The organism is Nocardioides guangzhouensis (assembly GCF_004519545.1).
Classification (GTDB): domain Bacteria; phylum Actinomycetota; class Actinomycetes; order Propionibacteriales; family Nocardioidaceae; genus Nocardioides; species Nocardioides guangzhouensis.
Genome location: NZ_SDKM01000001.1, coordinates 77,933 through 100,528, shown reverse-complemented (window position 1 = coordinate 100,528; position 22,596 = coordinate 77,933). Strand labels below are relative to the sequence as shown.

At 73.4% G+C, this 22,596-nt stretch carries 19 protein-coding genes; 12 read left to right on the top strand and 7 right to left on the bottom strand.

Annotation, left to right across the window (positions count from 1 at the left end; genetic code table 11):
- The first annotated feature begins 5 nt into the window (after window positions 1-5).
- The 4 genes from EKO23_RS00495 to EKO23_RS00480 all read left to right on the top strand — a co-directional run bounded on the left by EKO23_RS00495 (window position 6) and on the right by EKO23_RS00480 (window position 4,571).
- Entirely contained in the window at window positions 6-1,205 is a 1,200-nt protein-coding gene (locus EKO23_RS00495) for a cysteine desulfurase family protein (RefSeq protein WP_134712973.1), read from the top strand.
- Window positions 1,205-2,311: a tRNA 2-thiouridine(34) synthase MnmA gene (mnmA, locus tag EKO23_RS00490; protein ID WP_134712971.1), complete on the top strand. Its 1,107-nt coding sequence runs from the start codon at window positions 1,205-1,207 to the stop codon at window positions 2,309-2,311. The genes EKO23_RS00495 and mnmA overlap by 1 nt, the downstream gene beginning before the upstream one ends.
- Window positions 2,308-3,318 carry a uroporphyrinogen decarboxylase/cobalamine-independent methonine synthase family protein gene (locus EKO23_RS00485; RefSeq protein WP_246050826.1) on the top strand — a complete coding sequence of 337 codons (1,011 nt, stop codon included), beginning with the start codon at window positions 2,308-2,310 and terminating at the stop codon, window positions 3,316-3,318. The genes mnmA and EKO23_RS00485 overlap by 4 nt, the downstream gene beginning before the upstream one ends.
- An 89-nt stretch (window positions 3,319-3,407) precedes the next feature.
- A complete protein-coding gene (locus EKO23_RS00480; protein WP_134712969.1) occupies window positions 3,408-4,571 on the top strand; it encodes a hypothetical protein in 1,164 nt (387 codons plus the stop codon).
- Between the two features lie 173 nt (window positions 4,572-4,744).
- Here EKO23_RS00480 and EKO23_RS00475 read toward each other — a convergent pair whose 3' ends face one another.
- The 3 genes from EKO23_RS00475 to EKO23_RS00465 form a co-directional block, all read right to left on the bottom strand.
- A complete protein-coding gene (locus EKO23_RS00475; protein ID WP_134712967.1) occupies window positions 4,745-6,346 on the bottom strand; it encodes an MFS transporter in 1,602 nt (533 codons plus the stop codon).
- A gap of 39 nt (window positions 6,347-6,385) precedes the next feature.
- On the bottom strand, window positions 6,386-7,003 hold the full coding sequence (locus EKO23_RS00470) for a TetR/AcrR family transcriptional regulator (protein ID WP_134712965.1): 618 nt from the start codon (window positions 7,001-7,003) through the stop codon (window positions 6,386-6,388).
- A gap of 138 nt (window positions 7,004-7,141) precedes the next feature.
- A complete protein-coding gene (locus tag EKO23_RS00465) occupies window positions 7,142-7,777 on the bottom strand; it encodes an alpha/beta hydrolase (RefSeq protein ID WP_217702389.1) in 636 nt (211 codons plus the stop codon).
- Between the two features lie 133 nt (window positions 7,778-7,910).
- Between EKO23_RS00465 and ligA the strand changes: the two genes are divergently transcribed.
- From ligA to EKO23_RS00450, 3 genes are read left to right on the top strand one after another with little or no spacing between them, the layout of a single operon-like run.
- The gene (gene ligA, locus EKO23_RS00460; protein WP_134712963.1) at window positions 7,911-10,037 is read left to right on the top strand and encodes an NAD-dependent DNA ligase LigA; all 2,127 of its coding nucleotides are present in this window, start codon (window positions 7,911-7,913) and stop codon (window positions 10,035-10,037) included.
- 38 nt (window positions 10,038-10,075) lie between these two features.
- On the top strand, window positions 10,076-10,630 hold the full coding sequence (locus EKO23_RS00455; protein WP_134712962.1) for a hypothetical protein: 555 nt from the start codon (window positions 10,076-10,078) through the stop codon (window positions 10,628-10,630).
- 3 nt (window positions 10,631-10,633) lie between these two features.
- Window positions 10,634-12,931 (top strand): glycosyltransferase family 2 protein, encoded by a 2,298-nt coding sequence (locus tag EKO23_RS00450; protein WP_134712960.1) that lies wholly within the window; start codon window positions 10,634-10,636, stop codon window positions 12,929-12,931.
- 175 nt (window positions 12,932-13,106) lie between these two features.
- On the opposite strand, the gene EKO23_RS00445 is transcribed toward EKO23_RS00450, so the two are convergent.
- From EKO23_RS00445 to EKO23_RS00435, 3 genes are read right to left on the bottom strand one after another with little or no spacing between them, the layout of a single operon-like run.
- Window positions 13,107-14,030: an SGNH/GDSL hydrolase family protein gene (locus EKO23_RS00445; RefSeq protein WP_134712958.1), complete on the bottom strand. Its 924-nt coding sequence runs from the start codon at window positions 14,028-14,030 to the stop codon at window positions 13,107-13,109.
- 39 nt (window positions 14,031-14,069) lie between these two features.
- Entirely contained in the window at window positions 14,070-15,092 is a 1,023-nt protein-coding gene (locus EKO23_RS00440; RefSeq protein WP_134712956.1) for a cobalamin B12-binding domain-containing protein, read from the bottom strand.
- A complete protein-coding gene (locus EKO23_RS00435) occupies window positions 15,089-16,426 on the bottom strand; it encodes a PP2C family protein-serine/threonine phosphatase (RefSeq protein ID WP_134712954.1) in 1,338 nt (445 codons plus the stop codon). The genes EKO23_RS00440 and EKO23_RS00435 overlap by 4 nt, the downstream gene beginning before the upstream one ends.
- Before the next feature lie 218 nt (window positions 16,427-16,644).
- Between EKO23_RS00435 and EKO23_RS00430 the strand changes: the two genes are divergently transcribed.
- The 5 genes from EKO23_RS00430 to EKO23_RS00410 all read left to right on the top strand — a co-directional run bounded on the left by EKO23_RS00430 (window position 16,645) and on the right by EKO23_RS00410 (window position 21,449).
- Window positions 16,645-17,175, top strand: coding sequence for a hypothetical protein (locus EKO23_RS00430; RefSeq protein WP_134712952.1), 531 nt, complete (start codon window positions 16,645-16,647; stop codon window positions 17,173-17,175).
- Between the two features lie 86 nt (window positions 17,176-17,261).
- Window positions 17,262-17,573, top strand: a complete 312-nt coding sequence (gene gatC, locus EKO23_RS00425; protein WP_134712950.1) for an Asp-tRNA(Asn)/Glu-tRNA(Gln) amidotransferase subunit GatC — start codon at window positions 17,262-17,264, stop codon at window positions 17,571-17,573.
- The gene (gatA, locus tag EKO23_RS00420; protein ID WP_134712948.1) at window positions 17,570-19,138 is read left to right on the top strand and encodes an Asp-tRNA(Asn)/Glu-tRNA(Gln) amidotransferase subunit GatA; all 1,569 of its coding nucleotides are present in this window, start codon (window positions 17,570-17,572) and stop codon (window positions 19,136-19,138) included. Before gatC ends, gatA begins: the two co-directional genes overlap by 4 nt.
- Window positions 19,135-20,640 (top strand): Asp-tRNA(Asn)/Glu-tRNA(Gln) amidotransferase subunit GatB, encoded by a 1,506-nt coding sequence (gene gatB / locus EKO23_RS00415; RefSeq protein WP_134712946.1) that lies wholly within the window; start codon window positions 19,135-19,137, stop codon window positions 20,638-20,640. The genes gatA and gatB overlap by 4 nt, the downstream gene beginning before the upstream one ends.
- A 263-nt stretch (window positions 20,641-20,903) precedes the next feature.
- Window positions 20,904-21,449 (top strand): hypothetical protein, encoded by a 546-nt coding sequence (locus EKO23_RS00410; RefSeq protein WP_217702388.1) that lies wholly within the window; start codon window positions 20,904-20,906, stop codon window positions 21,447-21,449.
- 4 nt (window positions 21,450-21,453) lie between these two features.
- Here EKO23_RS00410 and EKO23_RS00405 read toward each other — a convergent pair whose 3' ends face one another.
- Window positions 21,454-22,593 (bottom strand): PQQ-dependent sugar dehydrogenase, encoded by a 1,140-nt coding sequence (locus EKO23_RS00405; RefSeq protein WP_134712944.1) that lies wholly within the window; start codon window positions 22,591-22,593, stop codon window positions 21,454-21,456.
- Window positions 22,594-22,596: the final 3 nt, after the last annotated feature.

Sequence of the window (22,596 nt, the reverse complement as noted above, 5' to 3'; positions counted from 1 at the left end):
ATGCAATGAACGCCTCCACCGACGCTCCCGAGCGCAGCGTCTACCTCGACCACGCCGCGACCACGCCGATGCTGCCGGCCGCGGTCGAGGCGATGACCCTCCACCTGGCGGAGACCGGCAACCCCAGCTCCCTCCACGCGTCCGGCCGCCGGGCCCGCCGCGTCGTCGAGGAGTCCCGCGAGACCATCGCCCAGGCGCTCGACTGCCGCCCCGGCGAGGTCGTGTTCACCTCCGGTGGCACCGAGGCCGACAACCTCGCCGTCAAGGGCATCTTCTGGTCGCGGCACGCGGCCGACCCCCGGCGCACCCGCATCCTCTCCACGGCCGTCGAGCACCACGCCGTCCTGGACCCCCTGCACTGGCTGGACGCGGAGGAGCACGCCGAGGTGGAGCTGCTGCCGGTGGACCGGTTCGGACGGCTCGCCCTCGACGCCCTGCGCGCCTCCATCGCCCGCGACCCCGAGACGGTGGCGCTGGTCTCCGTCATGTGGGCGAACAACGAGGTCGGCACGCTCCAGCCGATCTCCGAGGTGGTGGCGATCGCCGCCGAGCACGGCATCCCCGTGCACACCGACGCCGTCCAGGCGGTCGGCGCGGTGCCGGTCGACTTCGCGAGCTCCGGCGTCGACGCGCTCACGCTGACCGGGCACAAGGTCGGCGGCCCCTACGGCGTCGGCGCCCTCGTCGTACGTCGCGAGCTCGAGGTCACCCCGCTGGTACACGGCGGCGGCCAGGAGCGCGACATCCGCAGCGGCACCATCGACCCCCCGGCGATCGCCGGCCTGGCCGCGGCCGTGGAGCTGTCGGTGAAGCAGCAGGCCGAGCACGCCACCCGGGTCGTCTCGCTCCGCGACGACCTGGTGCGCCGGGTGCGCGCGGTGGTGCCGGAGGCCGCGCTCAACGGCGATCCGGTCGACCGGCTGCCCGGCAACGCCCACCTGACCTTCCCCGGCTGCGAGGGCGACTCGCTGCTGATGCTGCTCGACGCCCGGGGCATCGAGTGCTCGACCGGCTCGGCCTGCTCGGCCGGCGTACCCCAGGCCTCCCACGTCCTCCTGGCCATGGGCCACACCGACGCCCAGGCCCGCGGGTCGCTGCGGTTCTCGCTCGGCCACACCAGCACCCGTGCCGACGTGGACGCCCTGGTCGAGGCGATCGGTCCGGTCGTCGAACGCGCCCGCAACGCGGGGCAGCGGAGGCTCTGATGCGGGTCCTCGCCGCCATGTCGGGAGGCGTGGACTCCGCGGTGGCCGCCGCGCGGGCCGCCGAGTCCGGCCACGACGTCACGGGCATCCACCTCGCGCTCTCGCGCAACCCGAAGTCCTACCGCTCCGGCGCCCGCGGCTGCTGCACCATCGAGGACAGCAACGACGCCCGCCGGGCCGCGGACGTGATCGGGATCCCGTTCTACGTCTGGGACCTCAGTGAGCGGTTCCACGAGGACGTGGTCGAGGACTTCATGGCCGAGTACGCCGCCGGCCGGACGCCCAACCCCTGCCTGCGCTGCAACGAGAAGATCAAGTTCGCCGCCGTCCTCGACCGGGCGCTGGACCTCGGGTTCGACGCGGTCGCCACCGGTCACTACGCCCAGCTGCGCGCCGGCGACGACGGGCTGATCGAGATGCACCGGGCCGTGGACATGGCCAAGGACCAGTCCTACGTGCTCGGCGTGCTGACCCAGGAGCAGCTCGCGCACTCGCTGTTCCCGCTCGGCGACTCCCGGAAGCCCGACGTACGCGCCGAGGCCGAGCGGCGAGGCCTGCTGGTCGCCGACAAGCCGGACTCCCACGACATCTGCTTCGTCGCCGACGGCGACAACGCCGGCTGGCTGCGGGAGAAGCTCGGCGGCCAGGCCCCCAACCACGGCGGCGAGATCGTCGACCATGTCAGCGGCGAGGTGCTGGGACGCCACGACGGCACGTACGCCTTCACCATCGGCCAGCGCAAGGGCCTGCGGATCGGCCGCCCGGCGCCGGACGGCCGGCCGCGGTTCGTGCTCGACATCGAGCCGGTCTCCGGCACCGTCACCGTCGGCCCCCGCGAAGAGCTGCGCGTCGACCGGATCAGCGGGATCAAGGCGCGTTGGTGCGGCACCGTGCCCGAGTCGCTCGAGGGCACCGTGCAGCTCCGCGCGCACGGCAACGAGCACCGGGCCAGGGTCCGGGTCACCGCCCCCTCCACCGTCGAGGTGGTGCTGCTCGAGCCGGCCTCGGGCATCGCCCCGGGGCAGGCCGCGGTGATCTACGACGGCACCCGGGTGGTCGGCTCGGCCACCATCGCCGCGACCGACCGCACCGAGGCGCTCCGGTGACGCTCGCCACCGGCGTCGGGTCGATGCCCGGCGGCGACCCGCTGTCGCCCGAGGCCGACAACGCGCGGGCGTACGCCGAGGCGGTCCGCACGGTCTTCGGCGAGCTGCCCGACCTCCGGCACGTGCCCGAGCTGCCCGGCCGGGGCGCGATCGCGTCCATGACCGGCCGGGCGCTGGCCGTGGTCGACGGGCTCCCCGCCGACGTCCAGCCGGCCGGCTGGCGGCTCACCGACGCCACCGGGATCGACCAGCGCCGGGCTCGCTCGCTGCTCGCCCAGGACCTCGACCGGGTCGAGGAGCAGGCGCAGGGGTACGCCGGCCCGTTCAAGCTGCAGGTCACCGGACCGTGGACGCTGGCCGCCACGGTCGAGAAGCCGCGCGGCGACAAGGTGCTCGCGGACCACGGCGCCCGTCGCGACCTCGCGCAGGGGCTGGCCGAGGGGATGCTCGCCCACGTCGCCGACGTACGCCGACGGGTGCCCGGCGCGAGCGAGCTGCTGGTGCAGGTCGACGAGCCGGCGCTGCCGGCGGTGCTCGGCGGGCAGGTGCCGACGGCGTCCGGCTACGGCCGGCACCGGGTCGTGCAGCCGCCCGAGGCGTCCGAGGCGCTGGCGACCGTGTTCGCGGCGGTCGAGGAGGCCGGTGGCGTGCCCCTGGTGCACTCGTGCGCGCCCGGCTTCCCGATCGGGCTGGTCCGGGGAGCGGGTGCCCGGGGGATCTCCGTCGATCTCGCCGTGCTCGACGCGGCGTCGTACGACCCGCTCGCGGAGGCCGTCGAGGCCGGGGAGCGGGTGCTGCTGGGCGCCGTACCCTCCGTCGACCCGGCGACCGCGCCCACCGCGAAGTCGGTCACCGAGCGGGTGCACCGCCTGCTCGAGATGCTCGGCCTGGAACCCACTCCAGGGCTCGTGGTCACCCCCGCCTGCGGTCTGGCCGGCGCCTCCGCCGCCTGGGCCCGATCCGCACTCGACCTGGCGCGTCAAGCCGCCCGGGACGTCGACTCCTGAGATAGTCCCCTACGTTCGAGGGCCCATTCGGCCCGGATGACCCCTCGAACGTAGGGGACTATCGGGCGGAGCGGGGGCTCGGGACGACGATGACGTACGACGAGACGGGCGAGGGCGGGCACCGGGCGCGCACCGGGCGCCGGCTCGCGACCGCCGGGGCCGCTGCCGCAGTCGCTGCGCTGGTGGTGGCGATGGCGGCGCTGGCCGCCCCGTCGACGAGGAAGCACGCCGAGCCCGCGAACGAGCCGGTGAACCAGCCGGCGACTCCGAAGGCCCTGGCCTCGGTAGCGCTCGACCACGTGGACGGCACCCCCGCCAGCGTCACGCGTACCCACCCGGAGACCTTCCGGCTCCCGGGTGCGGTGGCCGTCGACATCCGGTTCCGCGCCGGCGAGGGGGAGGACGGCGACCTGCTGCGGGTGGCCGCCGTGCCCGGGACGAACCAGGTGCTCGAACACTGCGGCGACTTCTACGAGTTCGACACGTGGCAGGCCGACGGGGGCGAGGTGATCCTGGCCTGGCAGCTGGAGGCGCCGGAGGAGGATCCGGGGATCCTGCTCGTCGTGCAGCAGCGGGCGGACGAGTACACCCTCGCCTACCAGAGTGGCGACCCGATCACGGCCGACCCGCGGACGCTCGACCTCGACACCTCGGTCCACGAGATGGTGGCGGTCGTCACCGACCCGCGGCTCGGGCTGCGGACCACCGAGTCGGTCCTCCGCGAGGCCGGGGAGCTGCCCGCGCAGGTGCCGGGCGAGGACGAGAGCGGGGCGGAGGCGAACTCCCAGCAGATCACGCCGCGAGCGATCGCGGGGGTCGTCGAGTCGGCCACGGTCGGCGAGGTCGCCTCACGCGAGGCCGAGGGCCACAGCGGGTACGGCGAGCGCGTGATCGGTGCCCAGACCGAGCTCGAGACGGGGACAGCGGTGACCCTGCTCGTCGTGGAGCAGCCCGATCCGCTCACCCTCGACTGCCCGGAACGGATGACCTGCGTGATCCTCGAGCCGGACGACGGGGGCGTCCTCACCCTCGGCTGGAACCGGACGGGCGACTGGACCCTGGTCCACGTCACCGACGTCGCGACCCGGGTGCTCCAGGTGCTCGGGGACTCGCGCACCGGCGACCCGCGGACCTCGCCCGGCGACGTACGGTTCGACGCCATGCGCAACCTCGTCCAGGACCCGGTCCTGGCCCCGATCACCCCCAACCGGGTGCTGATCGAGGGCGACCGGGTCGACGACTGGGAGGGCTGATCCCGCACCTGTCGGGATAGTCCCAAACGTTCGAGGGGTCGATCGGCCCGAATCGCCCCTCAAACGTTTGGGACTATCCGGAGCGACAGGCGAGATGGTCCCAAACGAAATGGCTGCCCTTCGCGGGGAGGAGCAGCCATCTCGTTGGGGAGTACCCGCGGATCACGCAGAGGTCAGCCGACGTGGACGGCGGCCTCCGGGCCGTCGGTGGCCAGCTCGGTGTGCTTCACGTTGAGGAAGATCCACACCACCAGCGACGCGGCGAACATCATCACCGCCCCCACCAGGAACGCGGTGGTCGCGCCCTCGGTGAAGATCTGGTGTCCCGCGATCTCCTGGAGCGAGGCCATCTGCTCGGGCGAGGGCTGCGGGCCACCGGCGGCCTGGGCTGCCTGCCCGGCCGCCTGGAACTCGTCGCCCTTGGTGGTCATGACCTGCGTCGCGACCGTGGCCAGGACGGCCAGGCCGAGCGCGCCGCCGACCTGCTGCATGGTGTTCAGCACGCCGGAGCCGACGCCGGAGTCCTCGGCGCGGAGGTGGTGCACCGCGGTGAGGGTCAGCGGCACGAAGGTCAGGCCCATGCCGAAGGACATCAGCAGGATGAACGGCAGGATGTCGGTCACGTAGTTGCCGGTGATGTCCGAGGTCGGCGGCGGGAACGTCGCGTCGTGCGGCAGGCGGGAGAAGCCGTAGAGCGCGCCGGCCGCCATCAGGGTGCCGGTGCCCGCGAGGTAGCGGGGATCGATCTTCGCGACCAGGTTGGACGCCAGGCCAGCGGCCACCACGATGCCGGCCGAGAACGGCAGGAACGCGAAGCCGGCGTGCAGCGGGCTGTAGCCCATGACGTTCTGGATGTAGAGCGACAGGTAGAAGAACATCGCGAACATCGCGGCCGGGGCCAGGAAGAAGGCGACGAAGCTCGATGCGCGGGTGCGGTTCAGGAACACCCGGAACGGCAGCAGTGGGTGCTCGACGCGGCTCTCGACGATGCCGAAGACGATCAGCAGTACGCCGCCTGCGACCAGCGAGGTGATCGTCCACGGGTCGCTCCAGCCGTCGGTGCCGGCGTGGTTGAGGCCGAACACGATCGCCAGCAGGCCGAGGGTGCCGGTGACCGCGCCGGGGATGTCGAGCTCACCCGGGTGCGACTCGGACTCCGAGAGCACCTTGGGCGCGAAGCCCGCCGCGACCAGGCCGATCGGGACGTTGATCAGGAAGGTCAGCCGCCAGCCGTGGACGTGCATGCCGAACAGGTCGAAGCCCGACCCGGTGAGCCAGCCGCCGAGGATCAGGCCGACGGCGGCGCCGGCGCCGGACATCGCGGCGTACACGGCGAACGCGCGGTTGCGCGGCGGGCCGGCCGGGAACGTGGTGGTGATCAGCGCCAGCGCGGCGGGGGAGGCGAGAGCTGCACCGAGGCCCTGCAGGCCACGGGCGGCGAGCAGCGTGCCCTCGTTGTTGGCGAGGCCGCCGAGCAGCGAGGCGACCGCGAAGATCACCAGGCCGATCATGAAGATCCGGCGGCGGCCGTAGAGGTCGCCCAGCCGGCCGCCGAGCAGCAGCAGGCCACCGAAGGCCAGCGCGTAGCCGGTGACCACCCAGGTCAGGTTGGCGTCCGAGATGTGCAGGGTGTCCTGGATGTAGGGCAGGGCGATGTTGGCGATGGTGGCGTCGAGCACCACCATCAGCTGTGCGATCGAGATGAGCACCAGCGCCCATCCCAGGTGGAGATGCTGCCCGGAGGCACGGGTCTCCGTGGTCGTTGGCTCAGCCATGGTCTTCCTTCTCGTGTGTTCGAAGCTCGGGTGCCCGGACTACTGACCGCCGGGGCGGCCGCAATTCGTCGCGGCGGGCAGGATGATCTGGTCGATGACGCGGACGATCACGTCCTCCGTGGGCTGCTCGCCCAGCAGGAAGAAGCGGTGCAGGATGACGCCCGCCAGCGCCGGGGCCAGGAGGTCGAGGTCCACGTCGTCGCGGATCTCCCCGCGAGCACGTGCGCGCTCGTAGATCGCCGACGTGGCGGCGATCTTGGGTCCGAGCACGTCGCGCCGGAACGCGGTGGCGAACTCCTGGTCCTTGCTGATCGCGGTGAGGACGCTGGCGAACGTCGCCACACCCTGCTGGTCGGTGAGGCCGCCCATGCCGCAGAACGAGGCGATCAGGTCACCGCGCAGGGTGCCGGTGTCGGCCGGCTCCTCGGGGGAGTGCTTGACGACCACGAGCGCGTCCACGACGAGGCTGGCCTTGTCGTTCCAGCGCCGGTAGAGGGTGGCCTTGGACGCCTTGGCGCGGGTGGCCACGGCGTCCATGGTCAGGCGGTCGTAGCCGACGTCGGCCAGGACCTCGAGGGTGGCCGCCAGGATCTCGAGCTCGCGGTCGCCCTCGACGCGGGGCCGGACGGCCGTGCTGTCGGGAGCGTGCGGGGTCATCGGGATCCTTCCGATTGATGAAACGAAACAGTTTCGTTTCATCAGATGGTACGGATCCGTTTCATCGGCGGCAACTCTTTTTCCGTGACGGTCTGGTCAACACCGTGTGAACCCGCCCACGTCCGCGGTTGCACGGGGTCAGCGCGCGAGCGTGGGCGCCAGGATCGCGAGCGAGCGGGTCAGTGCGACGTCGTTCCACCGGCCCGACCGGCGGAACATGTAGTGGCCGACCGGTCCCATGTCGAGGTGCTCGACCTCGGTGGCGACGGCGGCCGCGCGTCGGGCGTAGTCCGCGCCCGCCCGGAACGAGGTGATCCGGTCGCGGTGGCCGTGCGCGATCACCAGCCGCCGCCCCCGGAGCGTGTCGACCGGCTCGCCGGGCGGCAGCCAGGGGGCAAGTGCGACCACGCCGGCGACCAGGTCGTCGTCGGCCACGTGGACCGCGGTACGGGCGCCCATCGAGTGCCCCAGCAGTACGACGGGCAGGGCGCCGAGCTCGCGGCGTACGGCGGCCAGGGCCCAGCGCGCGTCCGGTACGGGCGAGGGGGTCGACGGGTCGTTCCAGCCCCGCACCCGGTGGCGCAGCAGCCAGGTCGCCACCCCGGCCTCGTGCAGGCGCGGTGTGATCGAGCGCTGCATCGTCGCCGCGCGCAGCCAGGACGCGCTGCGCTCGCCGACCGGCTCGTCCGACCGCGGCGTGCCGCCGTGCAGCATCAGTACGAGCCCACGCGGACGCCCGGCGACGTCGCGGCGGGTCAGGGACGGTTCGCTCACGGTGCCGATCCTCTCAGTGCGGGCCAACGGCGACCGGGCGCGGACGTCGCACCCGTCCTGACACGTTCGGAGCCGCCGGACCCGGCGGATGGGTGGCACCCGGCTGTCGGCGGGACACGGCAAGATGTGCCCCATGAGCGACGAGGTGGAGATCGGGGGCCCCGCGGCCGGCAGCAACGCCTGGGCGGACGCGAAGGGTGAGCACCGGGTGCTGGTCGAGGAGATCGAGGAGGCCCGCTGGCGCTACTACGTCCTCGACGACCCGACGCTCTCCGACGCCGACTTCGACCGCAAGCTGCGCCGTCTCGAGGAGCTCGAGGCGCAGGTGCCCGAGCTGCGCACCCCCGACTCGCCCACCCAGAAGGTCGGCGGGGCGGTCTCCACGGAGTTCACCGCCGTCGACCACCTGCAGCGGATGGAGAGCCTCGACAACGCCTTCTCCTACGAGGAGCTCGCCGCGTGGCACGCGCGGCTCGGCCGCGACGGTGTCGACGACCCGGCGCTGCTGTGCGAGCTCAAGGTCGACGGCCTCGCGATCAACATCCTCTACGAGCAGGGGCGCCTGGTCCGGGCGCTCACCCGGGGTGACGGTCGCACCGGCGAGGACGTGACGCCCAACGTCAGGACCATCGACTCGGTGCCGCACCGGCTGACCGGGACCGAGGAGTTCCCGGTGCCGGCGCTGCTCGAGGTGCGTGGCGAGGTGTTCCTGCCGGGCGAGGCGTTCGAGCGGCTCAACGAGTCGATGCGCGACGCCGGCAAGCCGGCCTTCGCCAACCCCCGCAACGCCGCGGCCGGCTCGCTGCGCCAGAAGGACCCGCGGGTCACCGCCACCCGGGCGCTCGGCATGGTCTGCCACGGCATCGGCGCCCGTGATGGGTTCGAGCCGAAGGCGCAGTCGCACGCCTACGACGCGCTCGCCGCATGGGGGCTGCCGGTCTCCGAGCAGGTCCGGGTGCTCCCGTCGCTGGCCGAGGTCGAGGCCTACGTCGAGAACGCCGGCGAGCACCGGCACACGATCGTCCCCTACGAGATCGACGGGGTGGTGGTGAAGGTCGACGACGTCGCGCTGCAGCGCCGGCTCGGGTCGACGTCGCGGGCACCGCGCTGGGCGATCGCGTTCAAGTACCCACCCGAGGAGGTCAACGCGAAGCTCCTCGCGATCGAGGTGAACACCGGCCGCACCGGCCGGGTGACGCCGTTCGGCCGGATGGAGCCCACGCGCGTTGCGGGCTCGACCGTGGAGATGGCCACGCTGCACAACGCCCACGAGGTCAAGCGCAAGGACGTCCGGCCCGGTGACACCGTGGTCCTGCGCAAGGCCGGCGACGTGATCCCCGAGATCGTCGGGCCGGTGCTGCCACTCCGGCCCGAGGGGCTGGCGGAGTGGGTGATGCCCACCGAGTGCCCCTCGTGCGGCACCGCGCTGGTGCAGCAGAAGGAGGGCGACAAGGACCTGCGCTGCCCCAACCACCAGCAGTGCCCGGCGCAGGTGCGCGAGCGCGTCTACCACGTCGCCGGCCGCGGAGCCTTCGACATCGAGGGGCTCGGCTACGAGGCCGCGGTGGCGCTGATCGAGGCGGGTGCGATCACCGACGAGGGGGACGTGTTCTTCCTCGACGAGGACAAGCTCCGCAGCGCCCCGTTGTTCACCCGCGCCCCCAGGAAGGACGAGGGCGACGCCCCCGTGCTCTCGGCCAACGGCCAGCGGCTGCTCGCCAACCTGCACTCCCGCAAGGAGGTCCCGCTCTGGCGGGTGCTGGTCGCGCTCTCCATCCGCCACGTCGGCCCGACGGCCGCTCGCGCACTGGCCACCGAGTTCGGGTCGATGGAGGCGCTGCGTGCGGCGTCGGAGGAGCAGATCGCCGCGGCCGAGGGCGTCGGCCCGACCATCGCCGAGGCGGTGGTGGAGTGGTTCGCGGTCGACTGGCACGTCGCCATCGTCGACAAGTGGACGAAGGCCGGGGTCTCGATGGCCGACGAGCGTGACGAGTCCGTGCCGCGCACGCTCGAGGGCCTGACGGTCGTGGTGACCGGGTCTCTCGAGGGCTACTCCCGCGACTCGGTCAAGGAGGCGATCATCGCCCGTGGCGGCAAGGCGGCGGGCTCGGTGTCGAAGAAGACCGACTTCGTGGTGGTGGGGGAGAATGCCGGGACCAAGGCCGAGAAGGCCGAGCAGCTCGGCGTGCCGATCCTCGACGAGAGCGGGTTCGAGGTGCTGCTCGAGAAGGGCCCTGAGGCCGTCCGGAACGTCCACTGATGGGCATTACTGACCAGTAACACCTAGAGTCGACGCCCATGTCCGGAAAGCGCGCGCTGCCCTCGGTCTGGGCGTCGCGCGGCGCGCTGTACGTATCCGTGATGGGCGGGAGCCTCGTGCTCCTCGCCGTGCTGGGGGCCTGGATGCTGTTCGTGCCGCGAGGCGTCGAGCCCGGTCCGACCTCGGTCGACACCTCCGTCGACCAGTCGAACGACCCCGCCGACGACCCGGCGGTCGACTCCGAGCGACCGGAGGTCTCGGCGGAGGACCCGACTGCCGAGGACCCGTCGGGGGAGGTCAGCCGGAGCGCCCAGCGGTCGAGCAGCCCCGTGGAGACGGTGTCCCCCTCGGCGCGCCGGGCGCCCACGCCGACCGCCCACACGCCGACCAGCGAGGAGCCGGACCCGACGCCCAGCAGCCCCGAGCCGACGCCGACCACCCCGTCGCCACCCTCGCCGTCCCACCCGGGCAACGGCAATGGCAACGGGAACGGCAACGGGAACGGGAACGGCGGCGGCAACGACGGAGACCGCACGGCGACCAGCGACTCGTCGTCACTGCTCGACGGCCTGCTCGACCTCCAGGAGCCCTAGCGCATGGCCGACTTCCTCGGCGTCGTGCTGGTCACCAGCGCGACGCTGGCCCTTCTCGCGACGGCCACCCTGTTCGTCGGCAGCGGTCGGGCCCTCTGGTTGCCGCCGATGGTGCGCGGAACGGTCGCCGCATGCGCCGTCGGCCTGGTCGGACTCGGTGTCGCCGCCGCCTGGGGGCTGGGTCCGACCGCCGGCGCGGGTGTGGCCGGCTGGCTCACCGCCTCGATCCTCGTCTGGGCCCACGTGGCCCGCGACTGGACCGCTCGCGGTCTCGTCGCCTGGGCGACCACCGTCGGGGCCGGCGCGACCTACCTCCTGTGGGTGGGTGCCTGGACGGTCGGCTCCTCGCTGACGCCGGTGGAACGCACCGGGTCGGTGCTGCTGTGGCTGCTGGAGGCGTTCGTCTTCGTGCTCGCCCTGGGGCACGTCTGGGAGCTGGTCGACGTGCTGGCCCGGCGACGCTGGACCCGTCGGGTGGCGCCGACGGGTGACGCGCCGTACCGGCCGTTCGTGAGCCTGCACGTGCCCACCCACAACGAGCCGCCTGACCTGGTCATCGAGACCCTCGAGTCCCTGCTCGCCCTGAGGTACGACGACTACGAGGTGCTCGTCCTCGACAACAACACGACCGACGAGCGCCTGTGGCGGCCGGTCGAGGAGTTCTGCCGGGGGCACGAGCGGCTGCGGTTCTTCCACCTCGAGGACTGGCCCGGCTACAAGTCGGGAGCGCTGAACTTCGGACTGGAGAGGACCGACGCTCGAGCAGAGCTGGTCGGCGTCGTCGATGCCGACTACCAGGCCGAGCCGGACTTCCTCGAGCGCTGCGCCCCGCTCTTCGAGGACGCCACCCTGGGCTTCCTGCAGACCCCGCAGGACTACCGGTCATGGGAGTTCTCGGGGTACTTCCGGCGGCTCTACCACTCCTACAAGTACTTCTTCGACGTCTCGCAGGTCTCCCGCAACGAGCGAGGTGCGCCGATCTTCGGCGGGACGATGGGCCTGATCCGGCGGCGGGCCCTGGTCGCCTCCGGCGGCTGGGACGAGTGGTGCATCACCGAGGACGCCGAGCTGTCCCTGAGGCTGCTGCGGGACGGGTGGACCGGCCGGCACGTCGACGAGAGCTTCGGTCACGGCATCATGCCGCTCAGCTTCGAGGCCCTGAAGCGGCAACGCTTCCGCTGGTGCTTCGGGGGCGTCCAGATCCTCCGGATGCACTGGCGCTCCCTGCTGCCGGGTCGCGTGTCCGACCGCAATCGCATGGCGACGTCCCAGCGGTGGGCCTTCCTGGTGGGTGGCCTCCAGTGGTTCGGCGACGTCGCCGCCCTCGCGTTCACGCTCTTCCTGGCCGTCGGCGCCGTCGACCTGGCCGCCGGCGACGGACTCGTCGTACGACGTCTGGGGCCGCTCCTGCTGCTCTGCACCATCACGCTGGTCGGCCTCGGGGCGGTCAGGTCGGTCGCGCTGCTGCACCGGGTCGGTCACACCACCCGGCGCGACGCCCTCGGTGCCTTCGGCATCTGGCTGGCCCTGGGCTGGAGCGTCGCCCTCGGTGCGCTGCGTGGACTCACGGCACGCGAGGGCGCCTTCCTGCGGACCCCCAAGGTGCGCGAGGACCACGGGCTCCGCGACGTGGTGTGGGCCAACCGGGTGGAGACCGCCCTCGCGCTCGGGTGCGTCGGGGTCGCCGCCTGGGTCCTCGCCCGCCCGTCCTGGGCGGCCGTGTCCGTGGCCTCGCTCCTCGTCTTCCAGGCGGCGGGTTACGCCGCCGCGCCGCTCAACAGCCTGGCCGCGCTCCGCTCCTGGCTGCCGCAGGATCTCCGGCGGCGTCGCCGCGAGGGCCTCCAGGGCTGGTCGCGGAGGGCCCAGCCCGTACGCCGCGGGGGTGTCCTCGTCGCTGCGACGATGCTGGCGACCGGCGCCTTCGTCGTCCTCGCCGCTCCCTCGGGTGGTCCGCTGCCCGACCCGCCGCGCGACTTCGCGGGCCCGGGCCACGGCGCCGACCCCACCAGCGATGGTGAGCCGGGCGGGACGTCCACCCGGACGACCGATGGCGCGACCACGCCGGTCCCGCCGTCGGTCGCCCGGACCACCGGTCCCGGGCCGACCTCCTCGGCTGCAGCACCGAGGACCAGCAGCCCGGCGCCGGCGACGACGCGACCCGGCACGACGCCGCCGACGTCGGCCGCCCCGTCACCCTCCGGCACGACGGGAGGGCCGACGACCCGTCCGTCGCCCCGAGGCACGCCCCGCAGCACGCCGACGCGTCCCGACGCCGCGGCCTCACCGACCCGCAAGCCGTGACCGGCGGTGGCCAGGGCACGTCTCTCGAGTCGGTGCGCCTGCTGCGGGGACTTTCGCCTCCGATCTGGCGGCGTTGTCGGCGACTCGTCGGGACTCCCTCCCGACTTCGCACCTCCGCCTGGCCAGCCACGGCGCGAAATCCCGCTCGCGACGGCGCCGACTCGAGAGACGCACCCTAGGCCGGCGGCGCGGCGAGCAGGTCCCGGAGAAGCCCGGCGACGGCCTGCTGGCCGGCCGCGAGCGGGTGGTAGGCGAGCGCTGTGCCCGGCTCGGTCCGCTGCCCGTTGACCCAGGCGTCCGCGCCGGCGCACACGTCGTGGCCGGTGCTGGCCGCGGCGACGTCGAGGTGCTCGACGCCGGCCCGCCCGGCCGCGTCGCGCAGCGAGCGGCTGAGGCGCTCGTTGACCCGGTGCGCCCAGGGGTAGTCGCCGGTGGCCATCGGGAGCCGGCGCGGGCAGGTGCCGGCCTCGGGAACGATCACGGGGTAGTCGACCACCACGATCCGTGCGTCGGGAGCCCTGCGCTGGACGGCGTCCAGGACGGCGGTCACGCGCCCCTCGACGCGGGCGGCGTCGCGGAGCATCGTGTCGGTGCCGCCGCGCGTGAAGGACCGGTGGCACGGGTCTCCGGTCGGGTCCGAGCGCCGGAGCGCCGTGCAGGTGCCGACCAGCCGCTGGAACACGTCGAGGTCGTTGCCGCCGATGCCGACCGTGACCAGGTCGGTGTCGCGGGTCAGGGCCGCGAGCTGGGGCGGTCGCGCGGCGCCGAAGACGGTGCGCTGGCGGTGGGTGAGGTCGCGGGTGGTCGCCGCCGAGCAGCTGCGGTCGACGACCGTCGCGCCGGGGAGGTCGCGGGCGAGCAGCGCCGGGTAGTTGTTGCTGGAGCGGAAGCACCCGTCGTCCGACATCTTGCCGGCGATCATCGGCGCCGCGGTGTAGGAGTCGCCGAGCGCGACGTACCGCTGGACCGACGCCGACCACGGCGCCGCGGTCGGCTCCTCGGGGTCCGGTGACCCGGCCTGCTCGGCGGCCGACGTGCACGCGGCGAGCAGGCAGGCGGCGGCGAGCCCGAGGGCGGCGCGGACCGGCAGGTTCCTCACGCGGAGAACGGTACGTCGGGAGCCCCAGCGGAGGAGGGATCAGGCGAGGTCGATCAGCCGGACCGCCTCGGGGTACTCCCGCAGTCGCGTGGCGAGCGCCTGCCAGAGCGCGTCCACGGCGCGGGGGTCGCCGCCGCGCAGCGCCAGCACGTCGGTGAGCCAGGTGCGGGCCTGGCCGGGCACCGACGGGTCCTCGGTCAGCAGCCCGCCCGCGACGCAGCCGATCACGTGCGGGACGTAGGTGCTCAGCACCACCCGCCAGTCGTCCGGGGCCATGGCGTCGGGGACCCCGGCCTCGCCGAGGTCCACCTCCGAGCCGCGGATCACGTCCCGTCCGATCTCGTCGACCTCGGCCAGGATCTCCAGCGCCTCGACCGCACCCGGGTGCCGCAGTGGCGCGGCCGGTGCGACGTGGCCGGGGAGGTCGAGCAGGAGGCTGTCGAGGGTCGCCACGTCGCCGGCGTAGGCCGTCGCGCCGAGCCGCGCGGCCCGGACGCCCGCGGCGTCGAACGCGTGGCCCCCGACCACCACCGGCGTACCGGTGCCGGTGACCGCCTCGACCAGCCGCCGGACCCGGGGGAGCGACGACGACAGCGAGGCGCTGACCAGCACCGCCCGCGGCCCGGCGTCGATGATCCGGCCGACCACGGTCTCCGGCGACACGTTCGCGCCCAGGTAGTCGACGGCGTGCCCGCCGGCCCGGAGCGTGTGCGCCACGACCAGTGCGGGCAGGGCGTGCCACTCGCGTTCGACGCAGGCCACCAGCAGCGGGCGCCCGGCGCGGTCCGGGTCGGGGATGTCGGCCGCCAGGCGGAGCACGACCGCCTCGCTGATCGCGGTCGCGGCGTGCTCGTGCGCCACCGTCCAGTCGTTGGCCGCCCACCGCTGGCCGACCCGCTGCTGGGCCGGGATCACCAGGCCGTCGAAGACGTCCGTGGGGCTCGCCCCGCGTCGGCGTACGTCGGCGACCACCGCCCGGGCGGCCCGCTCGTCGCCGGCGCCGACCGCGGACCAGTACGCCTCGACGTCCTCGGCGCCGATGGCGTCGATCGTGACGTTCACGGCTGCTCGGGGTGGAAGCGGAGGGCGACCAGCGCGATGTCGTCGCGCTGCCGGTCGGCGAGGTGGGTGGTCACCGCGATCGCGACCTGGTCGACCACCGCGCTGGCCTTCATGCCGCCGGCCTGGCGCAGCGTCGAGACCAGGCGCTCCTCGCCGAAGAGGTCGCGGTGGCCGCGGGCCTCGGTGACACCGTCGGTGTAGAGCAGCAGGGTGTCGTCGGGGCGCAGCACCACCGACGTCGCGGCGTACGTCGTGCCGTCGAGCAGCGCGAGCGCCACGCCGCCGGCCTCGACCCGCTCCACCGCGCCGTCGGACCGCAGCACCAGCGGCGACGGGTGGCCGGCGTTGGCCAGCTCGACCGACAGCCCGTCGGGCACCCGGCGCAGCCGGCCGCAGACCGCGGTGGCGATGACCTCGGAGTCCGGCTCGGCCTCGTCGCAGAGCACCCGGTTGACCAGCGCGAGGATCCAGGCCGGGTCGCGGTCGACGTGGGAGGCGGTGCGGACCGCGTTGCGGATCCGCTTGGCGTGCACAGCCGCCTCGACACCCTTGCCGGCGACGTCGCCGAGCAGCAGCGTCAGGTCGTCGTCGGCACCGTGGACGTCGTAGAAGTCGCCGCCGAGCTCCTCGTGCTCGTGAGCGACGCGCAGGAACGCCGCGGTGTCGAGGTCGGGGACGGTGCGGGTCCTGGCCGGGGTCATCGCCCGGCGCAGCACCGCGGCGACGTGCCGGCTCTCGGCCACCACCAGGTTGGCGTCGAGCGCGACCGAGATCCGCTGTGCCAGGTCCTCGAGGAAGGCCAGCGACCCGGCGTCGAACCCGTACCCCGGCGGCCGGGCCAGCGCGAGCGCGCCGAACGAGCGGCCGCGCGACGCCAGCGGCAGCACCACCAGCGACTCCGGCCCCAGTGCGTCCAGCGCCTCGGCCAGCCCGGGGTCGGGCACCAGCTGGTCGACGAGTGCGCGGCGCTCGTCTCCGGCGGCGAGCATGAGGTGCTCCACCACGCCGTGCCGCACGACCTCGTCCACGAGCGGGGTCGGCGCGTCGACAGCCAGTCCGGCGACGGTCCGGACCGACCCGTCGTGGACGACTCCGACGGTGGCCTGGCGGATCCCCGAGAACACGGTCACCTGCGCGAAGGTCACCATCTCCTCGACGAGCAGCGTGACCAGGGCCTCCATCGCCCGGGTCGGGTGCTGGACCGCGGAGACGGTGCGCGACAGGCGGAGCATGAACTCGGCCCTGCTCGACGCCTGGGCCAGCCGGGCCCGTGGCTCGGACGCCCGAGAGTCGGCCAGGAGCCGGACCTGGCGCTCCCGCACGGGAAGCGTCATCGGCACCTCCCCCTCGGATTCGTGCCACGGGCTCTGGTCTGAACCGGGGCGAAGCGGATGCGTACGGCGAGTGTAGGCGGCGGACCCCGAGCGCGGTGCCCGGAATGCGGGAACCCCGGACCGGAACGGGACGTGATCAGGACGACCGCCGACGGCACGGCCTGCGACGGCGCCTCGGGGGTGGTCCGCCACCGGCAACTCGCCTAGGGTGTCGGACCATGTCCGAAAGGCCGCAATCGTCCGGCTTCCGCGCCCCGCGCGGTCCGGCGATCGTCGCCGGCATCGGCGTCGGCATGCTGGTGACGGCGATCGCCGGGGCCGTGATGCTGTTCCTGCCGACCGGCGGGCAGCCCACGGCCAGCACCACCCCGTCCTCGTCGTCGTCACCAACCGCGGAGGCCGAGGCCAAGGCCGACACCGGCCGGCAGGTCCCGGTCAGCCGGGAGCAGCCCGACAACTCGGCGCAGGGCGTGGGCAAGGTCGTGGTGCCGACGGTCCCTCCGCCGGCGGCCCCGCAGCCGAAGGCGCACCCACCGCAGACCCGCACGGCGGCGCCCGCCCCGAGGGACGACGACGGCGACCGGAGTCGCTGCCGTGACAGGGACGGCGACGGCTGGCCGGACCGGTGGTGCCGCCCGCACCGGGACCACGACGGAGGAAGTGACCACGACTGGGGCGGCGCCAAGGACTGGTGGCGTGACCACTCCGGCGAGGGCTGGACGAGCGACGGCGGTGGCTGGGGCGGCTGACGCCCACCGGGCGGCTGCCGCTGGAGGGAGCCCGCGCCAGTCCCACTAAGATTGCGGCGACCCCTGTCGTCCACGAGGGATGCCCCATGCCTGAAAGCCCCCGCTCGATCACGCGGGACGAGGTCGCCCACCTGGCGGACCTCGCGCGGATCGACCTGTCCGACGCCGAGCTCGACCACCTCGCACCCCAGCTGAGCGTGATCCTGGAGTCCGTCGCCGCCATCCAGGGCGTCGCCGGCGACGACATCCCGCCGACGTCCCACCCGTTGCCGCTGAGCAACGTGTTCCGGGCCGACGAGGTGGTGCCGTCCCTGACCGCCGAGGAGGCGCTCTCCGGGGCGCCCGAGGCGGAGCAGCAGCGGTTCTCGGTCCCGCGCATCCTGGGGGACGAGCAGTGACCGCGACCGACTGGACCCGCCGCACTGCCGCCGAGCTCGTCGACGCGCTCGCCGCCGGGGAGACCACGAGCGTCGAGCTCACCCAGGCGCACCTGGACCGGATCGCCGCCGTCGACGGCGCGGTGCACGCGTTCCTGCAGGTCGACACCGACGGCGCACTGGCGCAGGCGTCCGCGGCCGACGAGCGCCGTGCTGCCGGGTCCCCGGCCTCCGCCCTCGACGGCGTCCCGATCGCGGTCAAGGACGTGCTCGCCACCAAGGGGCTGCCCACCACCTGCGGCTCGCGGATCCTCGAGGGCTGGGTCCCGCCGTACGACGCCACGGTGGTCGCCCGCCTCCGTGCGGCCGGCCTGCCGATCCTCGGCAAGACCAACATGGACGAGTTCGCCATGGGCTCCTCGACCGAGCACTCGGCGTACGGCCCGACCCACAACCCGTGGGACCTCGACCGGATCCCCGGCGGCTCCGGCGGTGGCTCCGCGGCCGCGGTCGCCGCGTTCGAGGCCCCGCTCGCGATCGGCACCGACACCGGCGGCTCGATCCGCCAGCCCGGCGCGGTCACCGGCACGGTCGGTGTGAAGCCGACGTACGGCGGGGTGTCGCGCTACGGCCTCGTCGCCCTGGCCAACAGCCTCGACCAGGCCGGTCCCGTCACCCGCACCGTGCTCGACAGCGCGCTGCTGCACGAGCTGATCGGCGGCCACGACCCGCTCGACTCCACCTCGATCGACCAGCCCCTCCCGGCGCTGGTCGAGGCGGCCCGGCAGGGTGCCACCGGCGACCTGAGCGGCGTCCGGATCGGTGTGGTGACCGAGCTCGGCGGCGAGGGCTACCAGACCGGCGTGCTGGCGCGCTTCCAGGAGTCGGTCGACCTGATGGTCAAGGCCGGCGCCGAGGTGGTCGAGGTGTCCTGCCCGAGCTTCGTGCACGCGCTCGCGACGTACTACCTGATCCTCCCCGCCGAGGCCTCCAGCAACCTCGCGAAGTTCGACGCGATGCGCTACGGCCTGCGGGTCTGGCCCGAGGGCATCGAGAACGCCAGCGCCGAGGAGGTCATGCGGGCAACCCGTGACGCCGGCTTCGGCGACGAGGTGAAGCGCCGGATCATCCTCGGCACCTACGCCCTCTCCAGCGGCTACTACGACGCCTACTACGGCCAGGCGCAGAAGGTGCGCACCCTGGTGACCCGTGACTTCGAGGCGGCGTTCGCGCAGGCCGACGTGCTGGTCAGCCCGACCGCGCCGACCACCGCGTTCAGGCTGGGCGAGAAGGTCGACGACCCGCTGGCGATGTACCTCAACGACCTCGCCACCATCCCCGCGAACCTCTCCGGCGTCCCCGGCATCTCGGTGCCGAGCGGTCTCGCCGAGGAGGACGGCCTGCCGACCGGCGTACAGATCCTCGCCCCGGTGCAGGCCGACGACCGCGTCTACCGCGTGGGCGCGGCCCTGGAGACGCTGCTGGAGCAGCAGTGGGGTGGCCCGCTGCTGGCGAAGGCCCCGACCCTGGACGCCCTTCGAGACGGCTCGTCCCTCGCCTCCTCAGGAACCGGAGATCAGGCATGACCGAGACCCTGCTGTCCTTCGACGACGTCCTCGAGCGCTACGACCCGGCCCTCGGCCTCGAGGTCCACGTCGAGCTCAACACCGCGTCGAAGATGTTCTGCGGCTGCGCGACCGTCTTCGGCGCCGAGCCGAACACCCAGGTCTGCCCGACCTGCCTGGGCCTGCCCGGCGCGATGCCCGTGGTCAACCGGACCGCGGTGGAGTCGGCGATCCGGATCGGGCTGGCGCTCAACTGCAGCATCGCCGAGTGGTGCCGGTTCGCGCGGAAGAACTACTTCTACCCGGACATGCCGAAGAACTTCCAGACCTCGCAGTACGACGAGCCGATCGCGTACGACGGGTGGATGGACGTCACGGTGCCGATCGACGGGGGCGACGACGAGACGTTCCGCGTGGAGATCGAGCGCGCGCACATGGAGGAGGACACCGGGAAGTCGACCCACGTCGGCACCACCGGCCGGATCCACGGCGCCGACTACTCGCTGGTCGACTACAACCGGGCCGGCATCCCCCTGATCGAGATCGTCACCAAGCCGATCCGGGGGGCCGGCGCGAAGGCACCCGAGGTCGCGCGGGCGTACGTCCAGCAGCTGCGCGACCTGATCGTGGCGCTGGGCGTCTCCGAGGCCAGGATGGACCAGGGCAACCTGCGCGCCGACGTCAACCTGTCGCTCTCGCCGAAGGGCTCCGGCACGCTCGGCACCCGCACCGAGACCAAGAACGTCAACTCGTTCCGCTCCGTCGAGCGGGCGGTGCGATTCGAGATGCAGCGCCACGCCGCGATCCTCGACGGCGGCGGCTCGATCCTCCAGGAGACCCGGCACTGGCACGAGGACACCGGCATCACCACCTCCGGCCGGGAGAAGTCCGACGCCGAGGACTACCGCTACTTCCCCGAGCCCGACCTCGTGCCGGTCGCGCCGTCGCGGGAGTGGGTCGAGGAGCTGCGCGGCACGCTGCCGGAGAACCCGACCGCACGGCGGGCCCGGCTGCAGACCGAGTGGGGCTTCTCCGACCTCGAGATGCGCGACACCGTCGGTGCCGGAGCGCTCGGCCTGGTCGAGGAGACCATCGCCGCCGGCGCCGCGCCGCAGGCCGCCCGCAAGTGGTGGCTGGGCGAGCTGGCCCGCCGCGCCAACGACACCGACACCGAGATCGGCGCGCTGGGCGTGGGCCCGGCCGACGTCGCCGCGGTGCAGCAGCTGGTCGACGCTGGCACCATCAACGACAAGCTGGCCCGTCAGGTCTTCGAGGGCCTGTACGCCGGCGAGGGCACGCCCGAGGAGATCGTCGCCGCCCGCGGGCTGGCGATCGTCTCCGACGACTCCGCCCTCGGCGCCGCCGTGGACAAGGCGATCGTGGAGAACCCCGACGTCGCCGACAAGATCCGCGACGGAAAGGTCGCCGCCGCCGGCGCGCTGATCGGTGCGGTGATGAAGGAGATGCGTGGCCAGGCGGACGCGGCCCGGGTGCGCGAGCTGATCCTCGAGAAGCTGACCTGAGGGTGCCGTAACCCCGCAATTGCAGCCGCATTGCAGGTTTCCGGACCGATTCCCTGTCATGGGGCTGCAATTGCAGGCTTGTGACAGCGCGGCCCACCCGCCGACCCGGCGTACGGCTGCAATTGCGGCCGCGCGACAGTTCCGGACGGCGATCTCGTGTCGTACGGCTGCAATTGCAGCCGGATGACCGCAGCCCGATCTCAGGGTCCTCCCCGGGGTGATGCCGGATCCCGGGTCGGACGATCCTGCCCAGCGTGGCGGGCATGACGACAGACGTGGCGCCCCGGACGGCGCCGACCTCGGGATTCCGGCTGTCCCGGCGGGTGCGTCGGGCGGTGCTCGCCCTGCACATCCTCTGCGGTGTCGGCTGGATGGGCGCCGACGTGCTGCTCGCGATCCTCGTCGTCGCCGGGCGCACGTCCGGCGACGGCGCGACCGTCGCGGCGGCGTACACCGCGGTCCGGCTGGTCGTCCCGCTGGCCGTGCCGGTGCTGGTCGGCGGCATGCTGGTGACCGGCGTGCTGCTCGGTCTGGGCACGAAGTGGGGCTTGGTCCAGTGGTGGTGGGTGTTCGTGAAGCTGCTCGTCGGGATCGTGCTCACCGCGCTGGTGCTCGTGGCGCTGGTGCCCGGCGCGCTGAGCATCCCCGAAGGCCTCACCGGCACCGCCGACCAGGTCCGCGACGCCGTCGGTCGGGCCGGGGAGGACCTGATGTTCCCGCCGTTCGTGTCGTTCGCAGCGCTCGCGTTCGCGCTGGTGCTGTCGGTCTACAAACCGTGGTCGCGGACCCGCTGGGGGCGCAGGCGTTGAGGGGCTAGGGCCGCACCTCGAGGATCCGGTCGTCGGTCGCGGCCGGGTCGCCGCGGCCGTCACGGTTGGAGGTGGTGACCCAGAGGTTCCCGTCGGGCGCCACCTCGACGGTGCGCAGCCGGCCGTAGTCGCCGACGAAGAAGTCGGTCGGCTTCGTGGCCCGCTTGCCGTCGACGGTCACCCGCCACAGGCGTTCGCCGCGGAGCGAGGCCATCCAGAGGTTGCCGCGGGCGTAGGCGAGGCCGGACGGCGAGGCCTCGGAGGTGCGCCACACGACCTGCGGGTCGGTGTAGTCGGGGGCGCCACCGTCGCCCTCGAACATCGGCCACCCGTAGTTGGCGTCCTTCGTGATCCGGTTGAGCTCGTCGAAGGTGTTCCGGCCGAACTCGCTGGCCCACAGCTGCCCGGTGTCGTCGAAGGCCAGCCCCTGCACGTTGCGGTGCCCCCACGACCACACGGGGGAGTCGGGGTCGGGGTTGCCCGGGGCGGGCTTGCCGTCGGCGGTGATCCGCAGGATCTTGCCGCCGAGCGCGTCCCGGTCCTGCGCCATCTCGGGGGTGCCGGTCTCGCCGGTGGAGGCATAGAGGTAGCCGTCTGGGCCGAACTCCAGCCGGCCGCCGTCGTGGATGAAGCCGTTGGGGATGCCGGTGAGGATCGGCGTGGCCGGCCGCAGCCCTCCGCCCGCGAGCCGGGCCCTGACGATCCGGTTGTCCTCCGCCGTCGAGACGTAGAAGAAGAGCGTCCGGTCGGTGTCGAAGTCGGGGGAGGCCGCGACGCCGAGCAGGCCCGCCTCACCCTGCGGGGCGGCCGCCTCGATGGTGCCGACCTCGGTCACGTCGCCGTCGCGGAGGGTGAGCACCCGCCGGGTGTCGCGCTCGGTGACCACAGCGGTGCCGTCGGGCAGGAAGTCCAGGCCCCAGGGCGCGGCCAGTCCGCTCGCGATCGTGCGTACGACGCGGGGCGGCCGGTTGGGCGAGGTCGGGGTCGTCGTTCCGGAGGACGAGGTGGACGGGGAAGCCGTCTCGGCCGGGCTCTGCGGGCCGGCCGGCGGGGCCGGGTCGCGGCCAGAGGACTGGTCGTCGGACGTGCACGCGGTCAGCACCGTCGTCAGCGTAAGGAACGACAGGGCGGCGGCGAGCCTCATGCC